Here is a 19,174-nt window from a genome sequence, read left to right as displayed (position 1 = left end):
AATTAAAGTACCCCGTTATCAATTTGTTGAGCAAGCCAAATTGAATTACGCATTGCCAGTGTCATGATGGTGAGCGTACAGTTTTTATGAGGGTTAGAAGCAAATACACCCGCATCCATTACAAATAGGTTATTACAATCCCATGTTTGACCCCATTGATTGGTGACTGAGTCTTTCTTTGAGCTTCCCATTCGTGTGGTACCCACTTCGTGAATGATTTCGCCACCTTTTGAAATCGCTTTTTCAGCAGGCGGGAGTTCGCCAACGGTCGCACCCATATTTTCTAGAATTTGCTTCGCAGTTTTTAAACCATGTTCGATTTGCTTTAATTCTCTGTCAGACCACTTAAAGTGGAACTTTGATACCGGAATACCCCATTTGTCTTTAACGTTTTCGTCAATTTCCATGTAGGTATCTTTGTTCGGCAACATCTCGCCACGCAGAGCAAAACCAACGTAAGAGCCATATGCATCACGAATCTGCTGCTTAAGGGCAGGGCCATAGCCTTGTTTATCACCCGATACACCCGAGCCTGGTTGTCTAAAGCCACTGCCAATTTCAAAGTGATAACCACGTGGGAAATCTAATTCATTGTTAGCTTGTGCTTGATGACCCCACCAAGGAATAAATAAGTGATTAGCGGTATGTCCATCTTCGTTATAACGTGGGCGACCTTTAAGTGCTGGAATTTGCGCACCTAACCATGCACCCGTCGAATCCATTAAGTTTCGACCTACTTGGCCACTTGAGTTAGCAAGGCCTTTCGGGTGCTTTTGATTCTTTGAATTTAATAAAATACGCGCTGATTCACAGGCGCTGGCGGCTAAGATAACCACATCGGCATCAATAGCATGTTCGGTAACCGTGTGTTTATCAACATAGGTGACGCCAGTGACTTTACCTTGCTCATCAACTTTGACTGATTTAACCATGGCATCAGTAATAACTTTTAAGTTACCCGTAGCTTTTGCCATTGGCAGTAATGATGTGGTAGTTTGGAAAGCAGCACCAATTGAACAACCAGAACCACAAGGTGTTGCATAAAAACAGGCCATGCGATCATCTTTCGGGCGGGTTAGTACTGCACGGTGCATCGGTACTGCTTGAATGCCCATTTTCTTTGCAGAAGCGGCAATTAAAAGCTCAGGAACTCGTGGCTTTGGTGGTGGCTGTAAAATACCCGGTGATGAATCTGGCATATCTTCATGGCCTGTATTGGTGCCACAAACACCCACAAGTTCTTCGGTTTTATCATACCAAGGTGCTAAATCAGCGTATTCAAATGGCCAGTCGGCACCGTGACCATCTCGGCTTTTGCCTTTAAAATCGTGTTCACTAAAGCGTAATGAATAGCGGCCCCAGTGGTTAGTTCGACCACCTAACATACGTGCGCGCCACCAATAAAAGTCGCTTCCTTTGGCGCTGGTGTATGGCTCATCAGGTACTTGCCAACCGCCATCAACAGTTGCGTCGTAAAAGCCAAAGTTTTTGTCTTTGTTACCTGCGCCCATAAGTGGGGCTTCGTTGTTTCGACGAAACATCGGGCTTTCTGTTTTCGGGTCATAATTACGACCTGCTTCAAGTAATAACACTTTGTGGCCAAGTTTGGTTAGCGTATAAGCGGCCATTGCACCGCCAGCACCAGAGCCAACAACTAATACCTTATGTTTAAAATCAGACATCTTATAGCTCCTTGATTTTTATATTTTTAAACCACACTTTGTCACCATGGTCTTGAAGCCCGATATGGCCTTGTTCAGCCGTTGCAAAGTTTTTCCAGGTTGCAAACTTACTGCCTTTAACAAGGGTGTTCCATGTTGTACTGCCAATCACAATGCTGGTGGTGCTAATACCGTTTTGCCAAACTTGTAAGTGGTTGTCTTGCATTTTAATGCGTACATGGTTCCAGCTATTTGCTGGTTTGTGCGCCGCAACTGGCGCTGCAAATAAATCGTAAATTGACCCAGCTAAGTGCGAGTCAATTTCGGTATCTGGGTGTTCTTCGTTATCGATGATTTGAATTTCAGGCGCATGAGAGTAAATCATCTGTCCCGTTTCATCAGCTAACACAAAAATACCGCTATTGCCTTTGGTAGAGATTTTCCAATCAATCTGTAATTCAAAGTTTTGATACTGCTTTTTAGTAAGCAGGTCGCCACCACCTTTAGTTAATGTCATAGCGCCATCTTCAACGACCCATGCAGGATTTAAAGATTCGCTTTTAAAATTACGCCACTGCGACATATCTTTGCCGTCAAACAACAACTGCCAGCCAGCTTGCTTTTCTTGTTGTGTAAGCTGATTGTCAGCCGCATTTGCGAGTGCACAGCTACTAACGGTGAGCATTAAAGTCAGTGCTTTAAGAGATTTAAACATTGTGTGTTCCTCGACGATTTACTTGCTTAAGACGCACATTTTTCGGTGCGTTTGTTGTTATTAATTACTAAATGCAACCCAATGAATGCGACGATTAAAATAATTGGGAAGATCAGTAGGTTTTGTAATACAGCCTGTCCGGCTAAAATTTCAATTTGTTCAGCGTTTGCGCCACTTGCTTGTGCTGATGAGCGTGCCGTATCTATCCAGCTACCAATTACAGGGTTCCAGATGCTCATAGCAAACATGCCTGCACCGCCCATTAACGACATACCTAGCGCACCTGACTTTGGAATGTATTCTGCAACACAGCCAAGCATGGTTGGCCAAAAGTAGGTAACGCCAAGAGCAAATAATATGGCCGCTATATAAATCATGCTGCCCTCGGCTTGGCTCATCATGAAGATACCTAAGCTTGCACAAATGGCAGAGCCAAGTAATACACCGGTAGGGTTGAGCTTATGCACAATGGGGCCTGCAAAGAAGCGACCAACCGCCATTAGGCCAGTGATCAAGGCTAATACCACCATAGGAGAGGCACCCGATGAACCTAAAATACGCTCAATCCATTGTTGTGTGCCGAATTCAGTAGTTGCGGTAAACGTCATGCAGGCAATTAAAAAGATGTATAACGGCGTAAATAAGTGGCGAATATTGCTGCTGGTAGAGTGAGTACGCGTATCAAAGCGTGGAAATTGTGCTTTGATCAGCATAGCGCCATAGATAACCGTAGGAATTAAAATTAACGCTACTTGCCATTGCCAGTTTAAACCTGCTCCCGACATAAAATTCGAAGCAAGTGCCCCAATCACAATGCCACCTGGGAACCAAACATGAAAACGGTTTAGCATAGTGGTGGTGTTTTTAGGGTACATTTCTGCAATTAGTGGGTTACAGCCAGCTTCAACAGCGCCGTTGGCAAAACCAATTAAAAAGGTAGAAACCAGTAAGCCCCAAAAACCATCAGCTGTTATGGTCAAAACAAGGCCAAGTAAATGACAGATAAAGGCTAACGCCACTAATTTTTTCGCGCCAATGGCATTATAAATAATACCGCCGACCATAGTCGCAACCGGAAAGCCTAAAAATGCCATGGCATTAACCCAACCTAATTCGGTGTCGGTTAAGCCAAACTCACTGCCAAGTTGACCCAAAATACCAGCACGGATGGCAAAGGTCATAGAGGTCACAATCAGTGCTATACAGCAAAGCCGAAAGACAATGCGGTTATAATTATTGTTGTCCATATTGTGTGTCCTGTGTGTTCTATTGTTGTCGGTTTATAAACCTAAAATTCGATTATTACGCTCAGTGTTTGTTGCGCCACTGGCAAAATCGTCAAAGGCTTTGTCGGTTGGGTTTATTAAGTGTGTTTTAATAAACTCAGCGCCTTCTCTTGCCCCATCCTCTGGGTGCTTTAAGCAGCATTCCCATTCAAGTACAGCCCAACCATCAAAACCATATTGAGTTAACTTGCTAAAAATTTGCTTAAAATCTACTTGGCCATCACCTAAAGAACGAAAACGTCCTGGTCGGTCTTGCCAGTTTTGAAATCCGCCATAAACACCTGAGCGGCCATTTGCGATAAATTCGGCATCTTTGACATGAAACGCCTTAATGCGCGAATGATAAATATCGATAAACGCTAAATAGTCGAGCTGTTGCAATACAAAATGGCTCGGATCATAAAGAATATTAACGCGTGGGTGATTATTGGTTGCCGCTAAAAAGCGCTCAAATGTCACACCATCATGTAGGTCTTCACCCGGATGTAATTCATAACATACGTCCACGCCATGCTCGTCAAAGCAATCTAAAATGGGTAACCAACGCTTAGCTAGCTCACTAAAGCCTTGTTCAACAAGTCCTTGTGGACGCTGTGGCCACGGGTAAAAGGTATGCCATAAAAAAGAACCCGAGAACGTCGCATGGGTTGTTAAACCAAGGTTTTTACTTGCTTTAGCAGCCATCATCAGTTGTTCTGTTGCCCATTTTGTTCGCGCTGCAGGGTTGCCTTTTACATGCTCTGCGGCAAAGTTATCAAACATTTCATCGTACGCAGGGTGCACAGCAATTAACTGGCCTTGCAAATGTGTTGATAGCTCTGAAATTGTAAGTCCATACTCTGTAGCAATACCAGTGACTTCATCGCAGTAATGCTGGCTTTGAGCTGCTTTTTCTAAATCGAAAATTTCAGGGTTTGAGGTTGGCACTTGAATCGCTTTGTAACCTAAACCGCTTGCCCATTCACATAAACCACGAAAGCTATTGAAGGGAGCTTGATCTGAAATAAACTGCGCCAAAAATATAGCTGGCCCTTTGATTTTATTCATTCTTTATTATCCAATCTGTAATTTGTGCCATTTAGTATCTTGTTTAGCTGAAGCAACCACATGTTCAATAAATGCCATACCCCGCACAGCCTCATTGATGCCTGGCACATCAAATGCTGAATTTGTTGCGTTGTCGCCTTGCTTGAGTGCATGAATTTGCGCTGCAAAATTGCTGTAAATGTTGGCAAATGCTTCAAGGTAGCCTTCTGGGTGACCGGCAGGGGCGCGCAGGGCATTTTGCGTGTCAGGGTGTAATTCACCTACGCCCGCTCTAAGTAATGTTGCGGCTTGATTGTGGCCTCGTAGCCATAAGCTATTTGGCTCAAGTTGCGACCATTCAAGACTGGCTTTATCGCCATAAATTCGCAGACGTAAGTTGTTTTCATCGCCAACAGCAATTTGGCTTGCCAGTAAAACGCCTTTACAACCATTATTGAATCTAAGTAGCACAGTGCCATCATCATCAAGGGCTCGGCCTTCAACTACATGGTTTAAATCGGCGCAAAGCTCGGTGATTTCGAGATCAGAGACATACTCGGCTAAGTTAGCTGCATGCACGCCAATATCGCCCATACAACAACTAATGCCAGCCTTACTGGTGTCTAAACGCCAGCTTGCTTGTTTTGAACCTTCGTCTTCACTTTGAGATAACCAGCCTTGGGTGTACTCAACAATGACTTTACGTATGGTGCCGAGCTCGCCTGCTTTTACGCGATGCTTGGCTTCTTTGACCATAGGGTAACCGGTGTAAGTGTGGGTTAAGCCATATAAAACCTGCTGTTTTGCAATAATGCTTTGTAATTGCTCTGCTTCTGCAAGTGTGAGCGTTGCTGGTTTATCTGATAACACATGAAAACCATGTTCAAGCGCCATTTGCGCGACCGGAAAATGTAAGTGGTTTGGGGTGACAATAGCCACAAAATCAATACGCTCATCAGCAGGTAATTTTGCTTCTTCGGCAAAAAGCGTTTGGTAACTGTCGTAGCAACGGCTGCTATCAAGCCCAAGTAGTTCGCCAGTTGCTTTACATTTGTTTGCGTCTGAACTGAATGCACCTGCAACAAGCTCTATCATTCCGTCTAATCGCGCTGCAATTCGATGTATAGCGCCAATGAAAGCACCATCGCCACCGCCTACCATTGCCATGCGGATCTTAGCTTTGCTCATCTTAAGCGCTCCTAATTTAAATAGCGTTTGCTACTGTTAATATCATGTTATTGATAATAGGAAAGCTTAACCAATAAGCGCTAATAAAAATTCGGTTGACAATGCAACAAAATCGGCGTTTAAAATATATAGTGCTATTCTTTATAGAGACAAATTTAAGCGATGGATATTCAAGAAATAATAAAAAAAGCAGGCGTAAATCAGCTAATTGCTGCATTTGATTTACTGCCAGATATCCTCTTTTGGGTAAAAGACACAGATAGTAGAATCTTGCATTGTAATCAGCATTTTATTGAGCATCAGGGTTATAAAACACTGGAGCAAATATTGCTAAAAACAGACTTCGATTTTTCGCCAAAGCACCTCGCGTTTCAGTACGTCAATGACGATAAACGGGTGATGGAAGGCTACATAGTAACCGACCGTTTAGAGCTTAACCAAACCCAACAAGGTGAGCTTGGTTGGTTTTCTACATCAAAGCATGCTTTAAAAGATCATGATGGCAATGTGATTGGCACTTATGGAGTGACCCGACATCTACAAAAAACCTCAAAAGCGCTTTCTCATGTTAGGGCAATTGAAGAGCCGGTAAAATTTATTCGCGAGCATTATCATCGTCAGATCAGCATTGATGAATTAGCAGAGCTTGCGCATTTGTCGGTAAGTGCTTTAGAGCGTCGTTTTAAAAAGCACTTAGCAAAAACACCCAATCAATTTATAAACGAAGTACGCCTCGAAAATGCCCGCAAGCTACTGATTGAAACGCAACTGCCAATTTCACAAGTAGCCTACCAGTGTGGGTTTTCTGAACCAAGTTACTTCAGCAAACAATTTCGGCGTTTGTTTGGCGAAATTCCCTCACAAATGCGCTCGCAATTAGGTGATTAAATTGCAGCTCTTGCCATTAAAATAGCCCCTTGCTCTGCACTGGCAAGGGCGGGGGTTAAACGCGCTTTACTGGCATCAGTTAAGTAAGGCGTGATAGCACTAGCAATACCGCCCATCAAAGTAACGTTTTCAATGCCTTGCTTTTCAAAGTAAGCGATATAGCGGGTAATGTATGCGCACGCTTCATTGATTAACTGCTGACAAAAAGCATCGTCAGAATGGCTAAAAACAAGCGGTGCAAATTTGGCAAGCTCAGCCGGGCGCGCCGATATTAAACGCTGACTTAACGCTTGGCTTGAGTAGCAGTTAAGCTGGGTGAGTAGGGTATCTATAGCCGCTGAACTTTGCGCAACACCATCAAGCACTTCAAATGCTTTGCGGCAAAGTTGTAAGCCTAACCAACCACCACTGGCACCATCGCTCAGTAATAATCCGTAACCACCTAATTCGCTAAATTGGTTTTGTTGTTGGTAACCCGCACAAAAGCCCGTACCAAGAATAATCACCGCGCCATCATGGTGTTGATGTGCGCCTTTACAGGCAATCAGCATATCTGTAGACAGGGTAAATTTAGCAAAAGGGTGCTGCCATTTGATCATAACTTGGTAAGCTGAGTCGATATTAGCTCCAGCAAGTCCTGCATGCACATAGGTGTTTTTCAGCTCGCTTAAGGCAAGCCCTGCTTCATGAAAAGCAAGTTCAGTGGCGTGGAGTATTGACTCTTGGCTTTGTTGGCAGCTGGTGGCCACGTTTGCAGAGCCACTTACGGCTTCGCTAAGTAGTGAGCCGTTTTCGTTTTCTAAACGAACTTTACACTTACTGCCACCGCCATCAATACCTAAAAAATACGTTGCTTTGCTTGCCATGCTTAATCCTTTGAAAGAAGCTTATTGATAGCCTCAGCGTTAATTGCACCATTTTCGTTGTGCACGCATGAGTGTACATGCACAGCTGCCTTTGCTGAATGATTTTTTATTAATTGCCAAAGTGTTGCCGCGTTTTCTAAAGTAACGCCACCACCCATAACAATTTCTATCTGATTAGCGCTGTGTGCTAAGTATGTGTTGAGCTGATTTAGACCATCTACGGCACTTTGACCACTTTGCCATGGCGTGCCTGCTGTTAAGATGCGGTCAACGCCTAAGCTAATGAGTTTATCAAGTGCGCATAACGGGTTTGTAAGGGTATCGAATGCACGGTGAAAGGTCACCATCAGGTCATGCTGTTTGGCTGTGGCAACTAAAGAGTGCGTCACCTCTAAATCAAGTTCGCCGTGTTTTACTGCACCAAATACCACGCCATGTGCCCCCGCATTCGCTGCCATTGTTATTTGTTTTTGCATAACTTGGTGACACTCAGTACTAACAATAAAGTTGCCTGTTTCGGGGCGGATCATCACCACTAATTCTGCGTTATTGGTCAGGCTTTTTACAGCGTAATCAATTGCTTTAACAGTTGGTGTCAGGCCACCTAGGTGTAAATTACTGCACAATTCAAAGCGCTTTGCACCTAAGTTACTAGCCATTGAAATGTTGTTAGCGAGCTGCTTTAAGCACCCTTCGTTTAGGCATACTTCGAGAAATTTACCATTGTTCATGGGCGAGTTTTTACCATATCTATTACACCTACCTTTTAGTTACTCAATCTGTGAGTCATCAATAAATACGCAATATGTTAAATTGTTATTTAGTATCAATGTTTTAAGTGTATTTTTGACTTTATTTTTCTGAGCCAGTTAACTTAAATTCGCTGAGCTTAACTATAATTCAGAAAATATAAAAATGAATATAAAATATTCCTAACGCCGATTTTGTCATATCTCTCACCGAATTTTTATTATCACTTTTTGACCACTCACCCTATTCTGAATTTGAGTTTAACAAGCTGTTAACTACCAATAATCAGTTTAAAAACCGACAACAATAAATCGTTTTTGCAGGGGCTAAAGGCTCTTAAACAAAAACAGAACACACAACTGGAGATAGGCATGGGCAAGCAAACTGTAATAAAAACAAAAGGGCAAGGAAGGCATTTTAAGCGTAATGCAATTTTGATTTCGCTACTGGCGGCAATCAATACAAGTTACGCAGCAGAGCAAGCAAATGAAGATGTAGAAGTGATTGAAGTACGGGGTATTCGTTCTTCAACTGCAGAAAACTTAGCAATAAAACGACTTTCAACAGCGACAGTTGATGCAATCACCGCAGAGGATATTGGTAAGTTTCCTGATAAAAACGTCGCTGATTCATTGCAACGTGTATCGGGCGTTTTGATTGACCGCGACGGTGGTGAAGGTAGCCGCGTGAGTATTCGTGGTACGTCACCAGATTGGACTCTCACCCAATTAAACGGTAACTATATTGCTTCATCAGGTTCTGGTACTCCTACCCGTAGTTTTAATTACACGTTATTGCCTTCAAGCATGATCAAAAGTGTAGAAGTGTACAAAAGTGCAGAAGCACGCATCGATGAAGGCGGTATTGGTGGTACGGTTATTTTACACACCCGTAAACCGCTTGAGATGGAAGCAAATTCAGGGGCGTTAAGTGCCGAGGTGACTTACGATGATGTGTCTGAGGACACAAAGCCGCAAGTTAACGTGCTGTATTCATGGAAAAATGAAGACGAAAACTTTGGTGTACTGGCCGGTTTTACTCGTCAAGATCGCACCGTAACAACCATCACTAACAACGCATCACACTGGCGTTTTCACTCAGATACCATTGAAGGCGCAGAGCGCCCCGCGCTGGTAGACCAAGCCACTGGCGAAGTGTACAACAATGTGTGGGCACCGCGTGCGATGAGTGTTAATAACTCAAACCAAGACCGTACACGCGATGGTTATCAAGTAGCTGTGCAGTGGGCACCGAGTGACAGACTTGATTTAAACTTTAACTATTTTGGTGCTAAGTTAGGCTACGACCAAACAGGGCAAAGCATTACTTTTGCCGAGTGGAACGATAACCACAACCCGTATTACGGCATTGTGCTTGATGGCGATACTGTGGTTGCCTACGGTAATGGCGATAATGGTTTACTGAATGATAATAACTGGGGTGATGCCGATGTAAATGACGGTGTGGCTGTTCGCCGTGGTTTGTTATCGCCGCAGTTAACAGGGCGTGAGCGTTTTGGCGAATCAAAATCAAATACCTATGATTTTGAAGGCACTTATTATGGTGATACTTACAGTGTTACATTAAAGCTGGGTCATACCGAAGCTGAAGGCGGTACTTCAAAAGAAACCTACGCTAATATTGATGCGCGTTTAGGCTCAGTAAACAGCTGGTTATGGTCAATTGAAAACGGAAAGCCAAGCTACGAAGTGTCGACTGATTTAGCCACCGATAAAGAAGCATATCAATATTATGATTGGTTTGACTCTTACTCATCTGAAAATGAAGACTCAGAAGATTACATTCAAACAGATGTAAAATTTGACCTTGATGGCAACTTTTTCACCCGTGTGTATGTAGGTGCTAAATACCGCGACCACGAAATTAAAGGCATTCGTAACGACTTTCGTTGGGATGACGGCATTGCTGACAATGGCGGTTACCGCGGTTACTTACCAGGGACTGAGTGGTTCCATAATCCAGATTTTCACCCAGATGCGCCAACATTGGTGAGCGACCATGTAGTTGATAACAGCGCGGGTGATACAGGCGCATTTAACTTTTTAGCGTTTGATTTTGGAGCGCTGGATGATTACTTAAAAGAAAACTTTAGCCAGACTGTAGTGCCAACACTTTCGGGCACGTACGCCCTTGAAGAGAAAATTTGGTCTGTTTACACTCAAGCTGATTTTGAGTGGCAAGATTTCCGCGGTAATGTCGGTGTGCGTTATGTGAATACAGAGCTAAGCACCTTGACCTACGATGACGTCATTGGCCAAGATGATGATGACACGGATCCAAACGAGCGCAGTAGCGATGGCAGTGAAGTACTACCAAGCTTTAACCTTGCATGGGACGCAACCGAAGATCTTGTGGTGCGCTTTGCCGCAGCACGCACCATGGCAAGAGTGAGCTATTCAGACTTAAGCCAAGCAGAGTCATACGGTCCTCCAGTGAATATTAACTCGCCTGATTCCTGGACAGGCCGTGGTAATGGTACTTCGGTAAACACAGGCCTTGAACCTATGTTATCTGACCAATTCGATTTAGGTATTGAATGGTATTACGGCGATGGCTCAGCACTGGGTGCGACTTTATTCTCTAAAGATATTTCTAACTTACCAATCTCGACCGTAGAAATTGTAGAGCGTGAACACGATTGTTGTAACGGCCCAATCGAAGTCGAAATGAATACCAAAGTGGGTGGGGGTGATGCAAAATCAGAAGGTTTGGAGCTTTTCTTCCAGCACTCATTTGATAATGGTTTTGGTATTTTAACTAACTATACCTACACAGATACCAGCACCAGCGAAGTCTCGACAGACGGGCAAAAAACAGAGGCCGAAATACCAGGCACGGCTAAGCACCAATATAATGTGTCGGTGTACTTTGAGAATGACGACTTTAGTGTTCGTGCGTCTTACAACTGGAAAGATGACCGTGCCAACGGTATTCACCAAGGCTACAACTTATATACCAAAGACTATGGTCAGCTAGATGTGAATGCATCGTATAACCTAACAGAGGATCTTTCGTTTACTGCATCAGTGGTAAACCTAACAGAAGAAATAGAAGAAGGATACTGGAAACAAAGCAACCGCTTTACCTATAACCAATATTCGGGCCGTCGTTTTTACTTCGGCGCAAATTATAACTTTTAACCATAGGCATGTTGTTTGTTGCAACCTAAAAAGGTACTTTTATTAAAGTACCTTTTTCTTTTTTAAGACAATAATGATTAAATTTGTAGCAGCTACAGAGCAAGACAAAGCCTATTTACTCGACTTAAGATTAAATACCATGGTTGAGCATTTAGAGAATCAAGGGTTGTTTTTATCACTTGAGCAGCATCAAGCACGAGTGGCTGAGCACTTTGAGCATAGTCATTTAGTGTTAAATGATGGGCAATGTGTAGGCGCTGCCAAGTTCATAGTGAGTGACCAAGCAATCAGTTTATTACAGCTACAAATTGCACCTATAGAGCAGGGCAAAGGGTTAGGCACTAAGGTGTTAGATACACTTAAAGCGCAAGCAGCAGAGATTAATTTAACGGTGCTAAAAGCTAATCCAGCGTATGGATTATATCAACGGGCAGGGTTTAAAACTCTAGGCGAAGACGACTATGAGTTTCATATGCAGTGGCAGAAATAAAAAAGGGCGCTGTTAAAAAAACTAAGCGCCCAATTTTGACTATTTCTTTTCTTCGTCAGGTAAGGTGACGTTTAGCTCAAGTACTGCTAAGTCATCTTCGTTTTGGTCAAACTGCACCTGAACTGCATCAGTGTTTACATTCACATATTTACGAATAACATCAAGGATGTCTTGTTTTAGCTGTGGTAGGTAATCTGGTGTACCACGCTGTGAACGTTCGTGCGCGACAATGATCTGCAATCGCTCTTTTGCTAATGACGCACTGCTTTTCTTTTCTGAGCGGAAGTAGTCAAGTAAAGACACATTAACCTCCAAAAATCCGTTTAAATAAGCCTTTTTTCTCTACGTCTAAGAAACGAAAATCAACAGTTTCGCCTAATAAACGATTGATAGCATCTGTGTATGCTTGGCCTGCATCCGATTCACCATCAAGGATAACCGGTTGACCAGAGTTCGATGCACTAAGTACAGCTTGTGATTCAGGAATAACGCCCAGTAGTTTAATCGCTAAGATTTCTTGTACGTCTTCTACCGAAAGCATTTCGCCTTTTTCAACACGCTCAGGATTATAGCGAGTTAGTAGTAGATGTTCTTTTACGCTTTCAAGACCTTCTTCAGCACGTTTTGATTTGCTGTGTAAAATGCCAAGAATACGGTCAGAGTCACGTACTGATGATACTTCTGGGTTCGTTGTTACAATCGCTTCATCAGCGAAGTACATTGCCATCATTGCACCAGCTTCGATACCCGCTGGAGAATCACACACAATGTAATCAAAATCTTTTTTCAGCTCGTTTAGTACGCGCTCAACACCGTCACGGGTTAGGGCGTCTTTATCACGGGTTTGTGAGGCTGGTAAAATATGTAGCTTATCAACGCGCTTATCTTTAATAAGTGCTTGATTTAAGTTAGCTTCGCCATTGATTACGTTTACAAAATCATAAACAACACGGCGTTCACAACCCATGATAAGGTCAAGATTACGTAGACCAATATCAAAGTCGATAATAACGGTTTTAAAGCCTTTAAGCGCTAAACCTGTGCCAATCGCAGCACTCGATGTGGTTTTACCAACACCACCTTTACCAGAAGTAACGACAATCACTTTTGCCATGAGATTTATCCTTTAACCAAAGCTGAAATTTCTAATGAATCATTTTTTTGTTGGATTTGTACTGCGCTGCCCCAGTGTTCACCTTGTAGAGAGTCGCTGATCCAATAACTACCATTAATCGAAACAAGTTCTGCTTCTAATTTTTGGCAAAATATATTTGCTTCGTTGTAACCTTTAGCTCCTGCAATTGCACGGCCGCGAAGGGTGCCATAAATGTGCACGTTGCCATCGCTAATCACTTCGGCGCCATGACTTACAGCACCAATTACGATTAGGTCGCGATCTTTTGCATACACTTGCTGGCCCGATCGTACAGTGCCATGAATAACTTGCGCAGGCAGGTGAACGGTTTTTTCAACGATAGATGTATTTGTTTGTTGTTTAGCGGTTGCACCCTTAACGTCTTGTGAATAATTTAACACCGACAGGCCCGCAGCTTTTGCGCTTTCGTTTTGCTCTTGAGAGCCATTACAAACCCCAACAGGGTTTAACGAAAGGCCGCTTAACATTGATTTTAAGAAAGAGAAATCAAGCGCTTCATCTTGTACGTCGCTTAAGTTGATTACGATAGGCGCACCGGCAAAGAACTTAGGTGCTTGGGCGATTTTCTCATCTAACTGCTTACTTAAAAGGGCTGTATCTGCTGAAAATAAATGTAAAACAGATAACGTAAAAAGGTTCCCTTTTAATTCAAAAATTTGTTCCGACATACACGCTCAATTGAATTGTCTGGATTAGCATTATTTAAGTATAAACACAGGCTGAACAAGGCATATACAGTAAAAATCTAATCTATTTTTTCTAACTTATTATATCACTCATGTTATAGTGTGCGCCTTCGTTAAGCAAGATATTATAGGGCCATAATGCTAACTGCGGTGTATAAAAGTATTAAAAAAGCGGATACATACCTTTTTGTAGAAAAAAGAGATGATTTCTCACGCGTACCTGAACCATTACTAGAAACGTTTGGTCAACCTAAGTACGTGATGATGATTAATCTAGCGAGCCGCGAAAAGTTAGGTGTGGCAGACTTAGACGCGGTTAAGCAAGCGTTAATTGACCAAGGGTTCTACTTGCAATTACCTCCGCCGGAAGAAAATCTGTTAACCCAATTTAAAAAAGACAAGGGAGTTGAGAGTGATTAAAAAACTTGCCGTCATTTTACTCAGTGCTTCACTAAGTACTTCAGTATTGGCAGAACAAAAGACACAAGCTGATTTTGACGTTTACGTTGCAGCATTAAAAAAAGAAGCACTTGAAAAAGGCTATGATGAAGCCTTAGTTGATCAAGCACTTGCAACAGCTAAATTCAAAAAGAAAGTGATCTCAGCTGATAAAAATCAGCCAGAAGTAAAAGAAACCCTCGAAACTTATTTACCAAAACGTGTGCCGCAATGGAAAATTGACCGCGCGCGTAAGTTATACAAAGAAAACCAAGACGTTCTTGAAAAAGTAGCCAAAGAATACGGCGTACAAGCACGTTTTATTGTGGCACTCTGGGGCCTTGAAAGTAACTTTGGTAAAATCCAAGGTGGTCACAGTGTAATTGCATCATTAGTTACACTTGCTTTTGATGGTCGCCGCGAAACCATGTACAAAAACCAACTTTGGGCAGCGCTTGATATCTTAAAAGAGGGTCACATTACCCTAGATAAATTCAAAGGCTCATGGGCTGGTGCAATGGGGCAAACGCAGTTTATGCCAACCTCATTTAACGCCTACGCTGTTGATTACAATGGTGATGGCCGCAAAGACATTTGGACTACAGAAGAAGACGCCTTTGCTTCAATTGCTAACTACCTTAAGCAAGCAGGGTGGAACGATGATTTAACCTGGGGCCGCCAAGTTAAACTACCTGAAGGCTTTGATAACTCTAATATTCTTAAGCGTGGCACTAGAACACGCAGCCAATGGTTAGAGTATTGGAAAGATTCAGAGCGCAGCCTTGCTGATTGGCAAGCAATCGGTGTTCGCAAAATGGATGGTAGTGACCTACCAAACGTTGATGTTACCGCCGCAATGGTAATGCCAGATGACGTAAACGGTCGTATGTATCTAGCCTACGATAACTACAAAGCACTTATGCACTGGAATCGCTCGTATTACTTTGCAACCAGTGTAGGTTACTTATCAGATCGCATCGGTTACCCAGCGATTAAGTAATTGATTAATAAAAGTTAGCAAGGTCCAAGGGTAAAGCTACAAGTTTTACCCGAGCAACTTGCTAACTTATTCGGCGTTAAAACGCCTCCTACGCCGAGAGATTGTATTGATGTAGGTCGTCATTTATGGCGACACAATCTTGAACATTTTTTGTAGGAACGGCTTCAGCCGTGAATCTCAAATACTCGGCGTTGAAAAGCCTCCTACAAACTCGCAAACTTTCCCCTCGATACAATTTTTAAACCTTTACTTTGAGTGCTTGTTGCAGTGCACCAGCGTCTTTACAGCCGAGGTATATGTTTTTTCCGTCAGTTAAAGTTATTTTAACGGCTTGTCCAACTGACGCATTGTATAACCAGCCATCAGTTAGCATACGAATGCCAATCCCTTGATACCACTTTGTTTTGTAAGCTGAGGTTTCTGCAATCTGAGATAATTCAACCTGTTTGCTAATGATCCCAAACCCAAAATACCAACGAAGTTTTTGCTCATCGATTACTATTGTCAGTGAAAAAAACAACACAACAATAAGCAGGTTTATCGATATTATAATCAGTTTGAGGTTAGCCAGTTCAGGAGAGAAAATTATAAAGGCACTAATCACTAATAAAATAATAATTAACGTGTAATTAATTTCCGTTTGTTTATACATAGCCTAATATCCTTGTATGTCAGAACGTAAATAGACGCTTAATTATTAGTATAGCAAATGGAAACAAAGTTACGGTTATCTCCTACAAACGCCTAAAGCACGACCTACAAGAGAGCGCGCGAAACAAGTTTCATGGCTACGGTGGAGTCCTGTAGGAACGGCTTCAGCCGTGAATCTTTAGATGTTCGGCGTTAAACGCCTCCTACAAACTTTACTCTCGTAACTTGCTAACTTTCCCCTTGTAACTCGCTAACTTTACTCTCGCCCCTAGTAACTCGCTAACTTATTCCCCTCAATCGCGCTAAAGCACGACCTACAGGACAACGCGCGAAACAAGTTTCACGCCTACGGTGAATCCCGTAGGAACGGCTTCAGCCGAGAACCTCAAATATTCGGCGTTGAAACGCCTCCTACAAACTTTACTCTTGTAACTTGTAACTTTCCCCTCAATCGCGCTAAAGCACGACCTACAGGACAACGCGCGAAACAAGTTTCACGCCTACGATAGAAAACATTAGGCGCTAGGATTTAGGCTATGGGACGCGATATGAAATCGCTGCTACATGTTCGGCGTTAAAACGCCAGATTTCCTTTTCCTGTGATTACACTTTTACAAACAACGTCATAAATCTCATCATAAAACATTATTTGAAAATGCTTACACCCAGCGATTTCGTCTTGATTGAATGATAGTAGCCAATTCGAATTAAGCACTTCAAATATGGCTGCCACACACTTTGTATTCGCTAGAATACAGTCATGAACATCATCCGTTGCCATTGAATATGCTTTTACGTTATCTAATCTTATATGCTTAAGGTTAGCTAATGAATATTCATCATCAGGATTGAAGTACTCAAAGCCTAAAAGGTCTTTACCATTTCTTTGCCAAATAACCTTTTGTAGTTCAGGTCCTCTGCCATCATGATAAAAGTGTTTTTCTAAAATTGGTTTGGCAGTCATAGTGACCTTTTAAAAGCTAAAATAATTTAAGTTTGTATAGTATTAAGAGCCCAACACCCGTACTCAATAAATGCAGTCTATAGTTTAAAATCGAAAAGGTATTACTCGACACTATTTTTAAATAAGAGTCTTCTTTGTTAGCAACCCCGACAGGTAAAAAGTCATATAAGAATAGAAGTATGCCTGCCAAAATTAATACAATACTGATTATCAAAAGAAGCTTATTCACATGATTATCCTTATTTTTAGCTACTTGTTCGGCGTTGAAACGCCTCCTACAAACTTTCCCCTAGCAACTCGTTAACTTATTCCCCTTTCCCCGGCTTTTTCAAAATCTTATCTTTAAAATCAAGCACCTTGCCAATGCCAGAACCCAGTTTCATTAGGCTTTGAAGTTGTTCAGGGCTTAAGCGTTGTAGCTCTGCTGACCACTTGGTTACGGTTTCGAGCAGGTCGTGAATTTCTTGCATTTGCTGCTGAGCAAAGCGCTCATCGTCAGTGTGGGCTTCTTCTAAAATGTTATCGCGAAGAAGGCTAAGGGTTGGGTCTATCTCGCGTTTTTTACGCTCTTCGAATACGCGGTTGGCCATATCCCAAATGCTGCCAGCAGGGCCGTAGTATTCTTTACGGTCACCCGGAATATGATGCACTTTAATTAAGCGCCAAGACTGTAGCTCTTTAATGCCCATACTTACGTTTCCGCGCGATATACTTAAGGTATCGGCAATTTCATTGGCGGTCATTGGTTCTTTCGTAATGGTTAATAATCCACACATTTGACCAATGGTGCGGTTAAAGCCCCAACGGCTACCCATTTCACCGCAGTGCATAACAAAAGCTAAGTTTTTTTCAGATAGGCTCATAATTTTTAGTATTCAAAAATTTCAGAAATTAAATGCTAGCACGCTCGGGGTATAACTAAAAGAAATAGCCACTATGCAATCTGCTACTACTAAAGTGTAGATACGCCATTATTTAAATTTAAGTCATTGAATTTAAAGTGTAGTTTAATTAAATGCCGCAGTGGTTAGCTATTTGATGTGGATCAATAATAGTGACAGTTAATAAGTTTATCGTATAGGCTGAAATCCAATAATACCATGGAGGAAGGTTATGAAAGCTGCAGTAAATAAAGAGTACAAAGGTAAATTAACAATCGAAGATATCCCATGCCCAGAGGTGGGAATTAACGATGTGCTAGTTAAAATTGCCGCGTGTGGCGTGTGCCACACAGATTTACATGCTTGTCATGGAGATTGGCCTGTCAAACCTAAAATGCCATTAGTACCGGGCCATGAAGGGGTAGGTACTATCGAAAAAGTAGGCGCAAACATTAAACACTTATCAGTAGGCGACCGTGTCGGTGTTCCTTGGTTATATAGCGCCTGTGGTCATTGTGAGTTTTGTTTAGAAGGTAAAGAAACCTTATGCCTTGAGCAGCACAACACAGGGTATTCAGTTGATGGTGGTTACGCCGAGTACTGTGTAGCCCATGGCGATTACGTGGTTAAAATTCCTGAAGGATTAGGCTTTGCAGAAGCCGCACCACTATTTTGTGCGGGGGTTACAACCTATAAAGCGCTTAAAGTGACTGATGCAAAAGCGGGCGACTGGGTTGCAATTGTCGGTGTTGGCGGCCTTGGCCACTTAGCAGTGCAATACGCAAAAGCAATGGGTTTTAATGTAATTGCCGTTGATACCGGCGAGAGCAAATTGGCACTGGCTAAAGAGCTTGGCGCAGACATAACCATAGATTTTATGAAGCAAGTGCCTTCAGAAACCATTTTTGAACAAGTGGGCGGGGCACATGGTGTTGTGTGTACGGCCGTATCAAAACCAGGTTTTGAGCAAGCTTATAAAAGCGTGCGCCGTGGCGGTAAATGCGTGCTTGTAGGTTTACCACCTGAAGATATGCCACTACCAATTTTTGATACTGTATTAAATGGTGTTTCTGTTGTAGGCTCTATCGTTGGTACGCGTAAAGACTTACGAGAATGCCTCGACTTTGCAGCCAAAGGTAAGGTTAAAGCCATTATTGAAGAAAAACGCCTCGAAGATATCAACGATATTTTTGACGATATGCTTAAAGGCGATATCACAGGTCGAATTGTAATGACGCTTTAATCTGAGTCAGTTAACGCTGTCAGGTTTGGTTAAGTGTGTGATTACCAAGGGATACTGACGGTATAAGTACCAAGCGATTTTGACGTAATCACACTATCAATGTTGCCGAGCTTCGGCAAGTTTT

At 42.5% G+C, this 19,174-nt stretch carries 19 protein-coding genes; 6 read left to right on the top strand and 13 right to left on the bottom strand.

Going from position 1 to position 19,174, the window contains the following annotated elements:
- Positions 1-2 precede the first annotated feature (2 nt).
- From AN394_RS12750 to AN394_RS12730, 5 genes are read right to left on the bottom strand one after another with little or no spacing between them, the layout of a single operon-like run.
- Positions 3-1,682 carry a GMC family oxidoreductase gene (locus tag AN394_RS12750; RefSeq protein WP_055021677.1) on the bottom strand — a complete coding sequence of 560 codons (1,680 nt, stop codon included), beginning with the start codon at positions 1,680-1,682 and terminating at the stop codon, positions 3-5.
- Position 1,683: 1 nt separating this feature from the next.
- Positions 1,684-2,376 carry a DUF1080 domain-containing protein gene (locus tag AN394_RS12745; protein WP_054552038.1) on the bottom strand — a complete coding sequence of 231 codons (693 nt, stop codon included), beginning with the start codon at positions 2,374-2,376 and terminating at the stop codon, positions 1,684-1,686.
- Between the two features lie 26 nt (positions 2,377-2,402).
- The gene (locus AN394_RS12740; protein WP_055021676.1) at positions 2,403-3,623 is read right to left on the bottom strand and encodes a sugar MFS transporter; all 1,221 of its coding nucleotides are present in this window, start codon (positions 3,621-3,623) and stop codon (positions 2,403-2,405) included.
- A 33-nt stretch (positions 3,624-3,656) separates the two neighbouring features.
- Positions 3,657-4,709 (bottom strand): sugar phosphate isomerase/epimerase, encoded by a 1,053-nt coding sequence (locus AN394_RS12735; RefSeq protein ID WP_055021675.1) that lies wholly within the window; start codon positions 4,707-4,709, stop codon positions 3,657-3,659.
- A gap of 6 nt (positions 4,710-4,715) precedes the next feature.
- Positions 4,716-5,876 carry a Gfo/Idh/MocA family protein gene (locus AN394_RS12730; RefSeq protein WP_055021674.1) on the bottom strand — a complete coding sequence of 387 codons (1,161 nt, stop codon included), beginning with the start codon at positions 5,874-5,876 and terminating at the stop codon, positions 4,716-4,718.
- Between the two features lie 162 nt (positions 5,877-6,038).
- On the opposite strand from AN394_RS12730, the gene AN394_RS12725 reads away from it, so the two are divergent.
- Positions 6,039-6,764: an AraC family transcriptional regulator gene (locus AN394_RS12725; protein ID WP_054552042.1), complete on the top strand. Its 726-nt coding sequence runs from the start codon at positions 6,039-6,041 to the stop codon at positions 6,762-6,764.
- On the opposite strand, the gene AN394_RS12720 is transcribed toward AN394_RS12725, so the two are convergent.
- Positions 6,761-7,630, bottom strand: coding sequence for a BadF/BadG/BcrA/BcrD ATPase family protein (locus AN394_RS12720; protein WP_055021673.1), 870 nt, complete (start codon positions 7,628-7,630; stop codon positions 6,761-6,763). The genes AN394_RS12725 and AN394_RS12720 overlap by 4 nt on opposite strands.
- A gap of 2 nt (positions 7,631-7,632) precedes the next feature.
- The gene (locus AN394_RS12715) at positions 7,633-8,361 is read right to left on the bottom strand and encodes a copper homeostasis protein CutC (RefSeq protein ID WP_055021672.1); all 729 of its coding nucleotides are present in this window, start codon (positions 8,359-8,361) and stop codon (positions 7,633-7,635) included.
- A gap of 390 nt (positions 8,362-8,751) precedes the next feature.
- Here AN394_RS12715 and AN394_RS12710 point away from each other — a divergent pair, with 390 nt between their 5' ends.
- Together AN394_RS12710 and AN394_RS12705 are read left to right on the top strand one after the other, a co-directional pair.
- Positions 8,752-11,541 (top strand): TonB-dependent receptor, encoded by a 2,790-nt coding sequence (locus AN394_RS12710; protein ID WP_055021671.1) that lies wholly within the window; start codon positions 8,752-8,754, stop codon positions 11,539-11,541.
- A 73-nt stretch (positions 11,542-11,614) separates the two neighbouring features.
- Positions 11,615-12,031 carry a GNAT family N-acetyltransferase gene (locus AN394_RS12705; protein ID WP_055021670.1) on the top strand — a complete coding sequence of 139 codons (417 nt, stop codon included), beginning with the start codon at positions 11,615-11,617 and terminating at the stop codon, positions 12,029-12,031.
- A 39-nt stretch (positions 12,032-12,070) separates the two neighbouring features.
- Here AN394_RS12705 and minE read toward each other — a convergent pair whose 3' ends face one another.
- From minE to minC, 3 genes are read right to left on the bottom strand one after another with little or no spacing between them, the layout of a single operon-like run.
- Entirely contained in the window at positions 12,071-12,334 is a 264-nt protein-coding gene (gene minE / locus AN394_RS12700; protein WP_054552047.1) for a cell division topological specificity factor MinE, read from the bottom strand.
- 1 nt (position 12,335) lies between these two features.
- The gene (minD, locus tag AN394_RS12695; protein ID WP_054552048.1) at positions 12,336-13,145 is read right to left on the bottom strand and encodes a septum site-determining protein MinD; all 810 of its coding nucleotides are present in this window, start codon (positions 13,143-13,145) and stop codon (positions 12,336-12,338) included.
- A 5-nt stretch (positions 13,146-13,150) separates the two neighbouring features.
- Positions 13,151-13,855, bottom strand: coding sequence for a septum site-determining protein MinC (gene minC, locus AN394_RS12690; RefSeq protein ID WP_054552049.1), 705 nt, complete (start codon positions 13,853-13,855; stop codon positions 13,151-13,153).
- A 156-nt stretch (positions 13,856-14,011) separates the two neighbouring features.
- Here minC and AN394_RS12685 point away from each other — a divergent pair, with 156 nt between their 5' ends.
- The gene (locus AN394_RS12685; protein ID WP_054552050.1) at positions 14,012-14,293 is read left to right on the top strand and encodes a YcgL domain-containing protein; all 282 of its coding nucleotides are present in this window, start codon (positions 14,012-14,014) and stop codon (positions 14,291-14,293) included.
- Complete coding sequence (locus tag AN394_RS12680; protein WP_055021669.1) at positions 14,286-15,311, top strand: lytic transglycosylase domain-containing protein; 1,026 nt, start codon at positions 14,286-14,288, stop codon at positions 15,309-15,311. Before AN394_RS12685 ends, AN394_RS12680 begins: the two co-directional genes overlap by 8 nt.
- A 238-nt stretch (positions 15,312-15,549) precedes the next feature.
- Here the strand turns inward: AN394_RS12680 and AN394_RS12675 are convergent, their stop codons facing one another.
- The 3 genes from AN394_RS12675 to AN394_RS12665 form a co-directional block, all read right to left on the bottom strand.
- The gene (locus tag AN394_RS12675; protein ID WP_055021668.1) at positions 15,550-15,963 is read right to left on the bottom strand and encodes a hypothetical protein; all 414 of its coding nucleotides are present in this window, start codon (positions 15,961-15,963) and stop codon (positions 15,550-15,552) included.
- Positions 15,964-16,536: 573 nt separating this feature from the next.
- Positions 16,537-16,926: a hypothetical protein gene (locus AN394_RS12670; RefSeq protein WP_054563855.1), complete on the bottom strand. Its 390-nt coding sequence runs from the start codon at positions 16,924-16,926 to the stop codon at positions 16,537-16,539.
- A 305-nt stretch (positions 16,927-17,231) separates the two neighbouring features.
- Positions 17,232-17,789: a GbsR/MarR family transcriptional regulator gene (locus AN394_RS12665; protein WP_055021667.1), complete on the bottom strand. Its 558-nt coding sequence runs from the start codon at positions 17,787-17,789 to the stop codon at positions 17,232-17,234.
- 250 nt (positions 17,790-18,039) lie between these two features.
- Between AN394_RS12665 and adhP the strand changes: the two genes are divergently transcribed.
- Complete coding sequence (adhP, locus tag AN394_RS12660) at positions 18,040-19,050, top strand: alcohol dehydrogenase AdhP (protein WP_055021666.1); 1,011 nt, start codon at positions 18,040-18,042, stop codon at positions 19,048-19,050.
- The last annotated feature ends 124 nt before the right edge of the window (positions 19,051-19,174 follow it).

Origin of the sequence: Pseudoalteromonas sp. P1-26 (assembly GCF_001401795.1) — a bacterium.
Taxonomy (GTDB): Bacteria; Pseudomonadota; Gammaproteobacteria; order Enterobacterales; family Alteromonadaceae; genus Pseudoalteromonas.
This window is presented reverse-complemented; position numbering and strand designations above follow the sequence as displayed.

Excerpts from the sequence above, each read along its gene's own strand:
- AN394_RS12745 (WP_054552038.1), bottom strand. The coding sequence starts at position 2,376 with ATGTTTAAATCTCTTAAAGCACTGACTTTAATGCTCACCGTTAGTAGC.
- AN394_RS12670 (WP_054563855.1), bottom strand. The coding sequence starts at position 16,926 with ATGACTGCCAAACCAATTTTAGAAAAACACTTTTATCATGATGGCAGA.
- AN394_RS12740 (WP_055021676.1), bottom strand. The coding sequence starts at position 3,623 with ATGGACAACAATAATTATAACCGCATTGTCTTTCGGCTTTGCTGTATA.
- minD (WP_054552048.1), bottom strand. The coding sequence starts at position 13,145 with ATGGCAAAAGTGATTGTCGTTACTTCTGGTAAAGGTGGTGTTGGTAAA.
- AN394_RS12735 (WP_055021675.1), bottom strand. The coding sequence starts at position 4,709 with ATGAATAAAATCAAAGGGCCAGCTATATTTTTGGCGCAGTTTATTTCA.
- AN394_RS12730 (WP_055021674.1), bottom strand. The coding sequence starts at position 5,876 with ATGAGCAAAGCTAAGATCCGCATGGCAATGGTAGGCGGTGGCGATGGT.
- AN394_RS12705 (WP_055021670.1), top strand. The coding sequence starts at position 11,615 with ATGATTAAATTTGTAGCAGCTACAGAGCAAGACAAAGCCTATTTACTC.
- AN394_RS12750 (WP_055021677.1), bottom strand. The coding sequence starts at position 1,682 with ATGTCTGATTTTAAACATAAGGTATTAGTTGTTGGCTCTGGTGCTGGC.
- AN394_RS12715 (WP_055021672.1), bottom strand. The coding sequence starts at position 8,361 with ATGAACAATGGTAAATTTCTCGAAGTATGCCTAAACGAAGGGTGCTTA.
- AN394_RS12665 (WP_055021667.1), bottom strand. The coding sequence starts at position 17,789 with ATGAGCCTATCTGAAAAAAACTTAGCTTTTGTTATGCACTGCGGTGAA.
- AN394_RS12710 (WP_055021671.1), top strand. The coding sequence starts at position 8,752 with ATGGGCAAGCAAACTGTAATAAAAACAAAAGGGCAAGGAAGGCATTTT.
- AN394_RS12720 (WP_055021673.1), bottom strand. The coding sequence starts at position 7,630 with ATGGCAAGCAAAGCAACGTATTTTTTAGGTATTGATGGCGGTGGCAGT.
- AN394_RS12685 (WP_054552050.1), top strand. The coding sequence starts at position 14,012 with ATGCTAACTGCGGTGTATAAAAGTATTAAAAAAGCGGATACATACCTT.
- minC (WP_054552049.1), bottom strand. The coding sequence starts at position 13,855 with ATGTCGGAACAAATTTTTGAATTAAAAGGGAACCTTTTTACGTTATCT.
- AN394_RS12675 (WP_055021668.1), bottom strand. The coding sequence starts at position 15,963 with ATGTATAAACAAACGGAAATTAATTACACGTTAATTATTATTTTATTA.
- AN394_RS12725 (WP_054552042.1), top strand. The coding sequence starts at position 6,039 with ATGGATATTCAAGAAATAATAAAAAAAGCAGGCGTAAATCAGCTAATT.
- adhP (WP_055021666.1), top strand. The coding sequence starts at position 18,040 with ATGAAAGCTGCAGTAAATAAAGAGTACAAAGGTAAATTAACAATCGAA.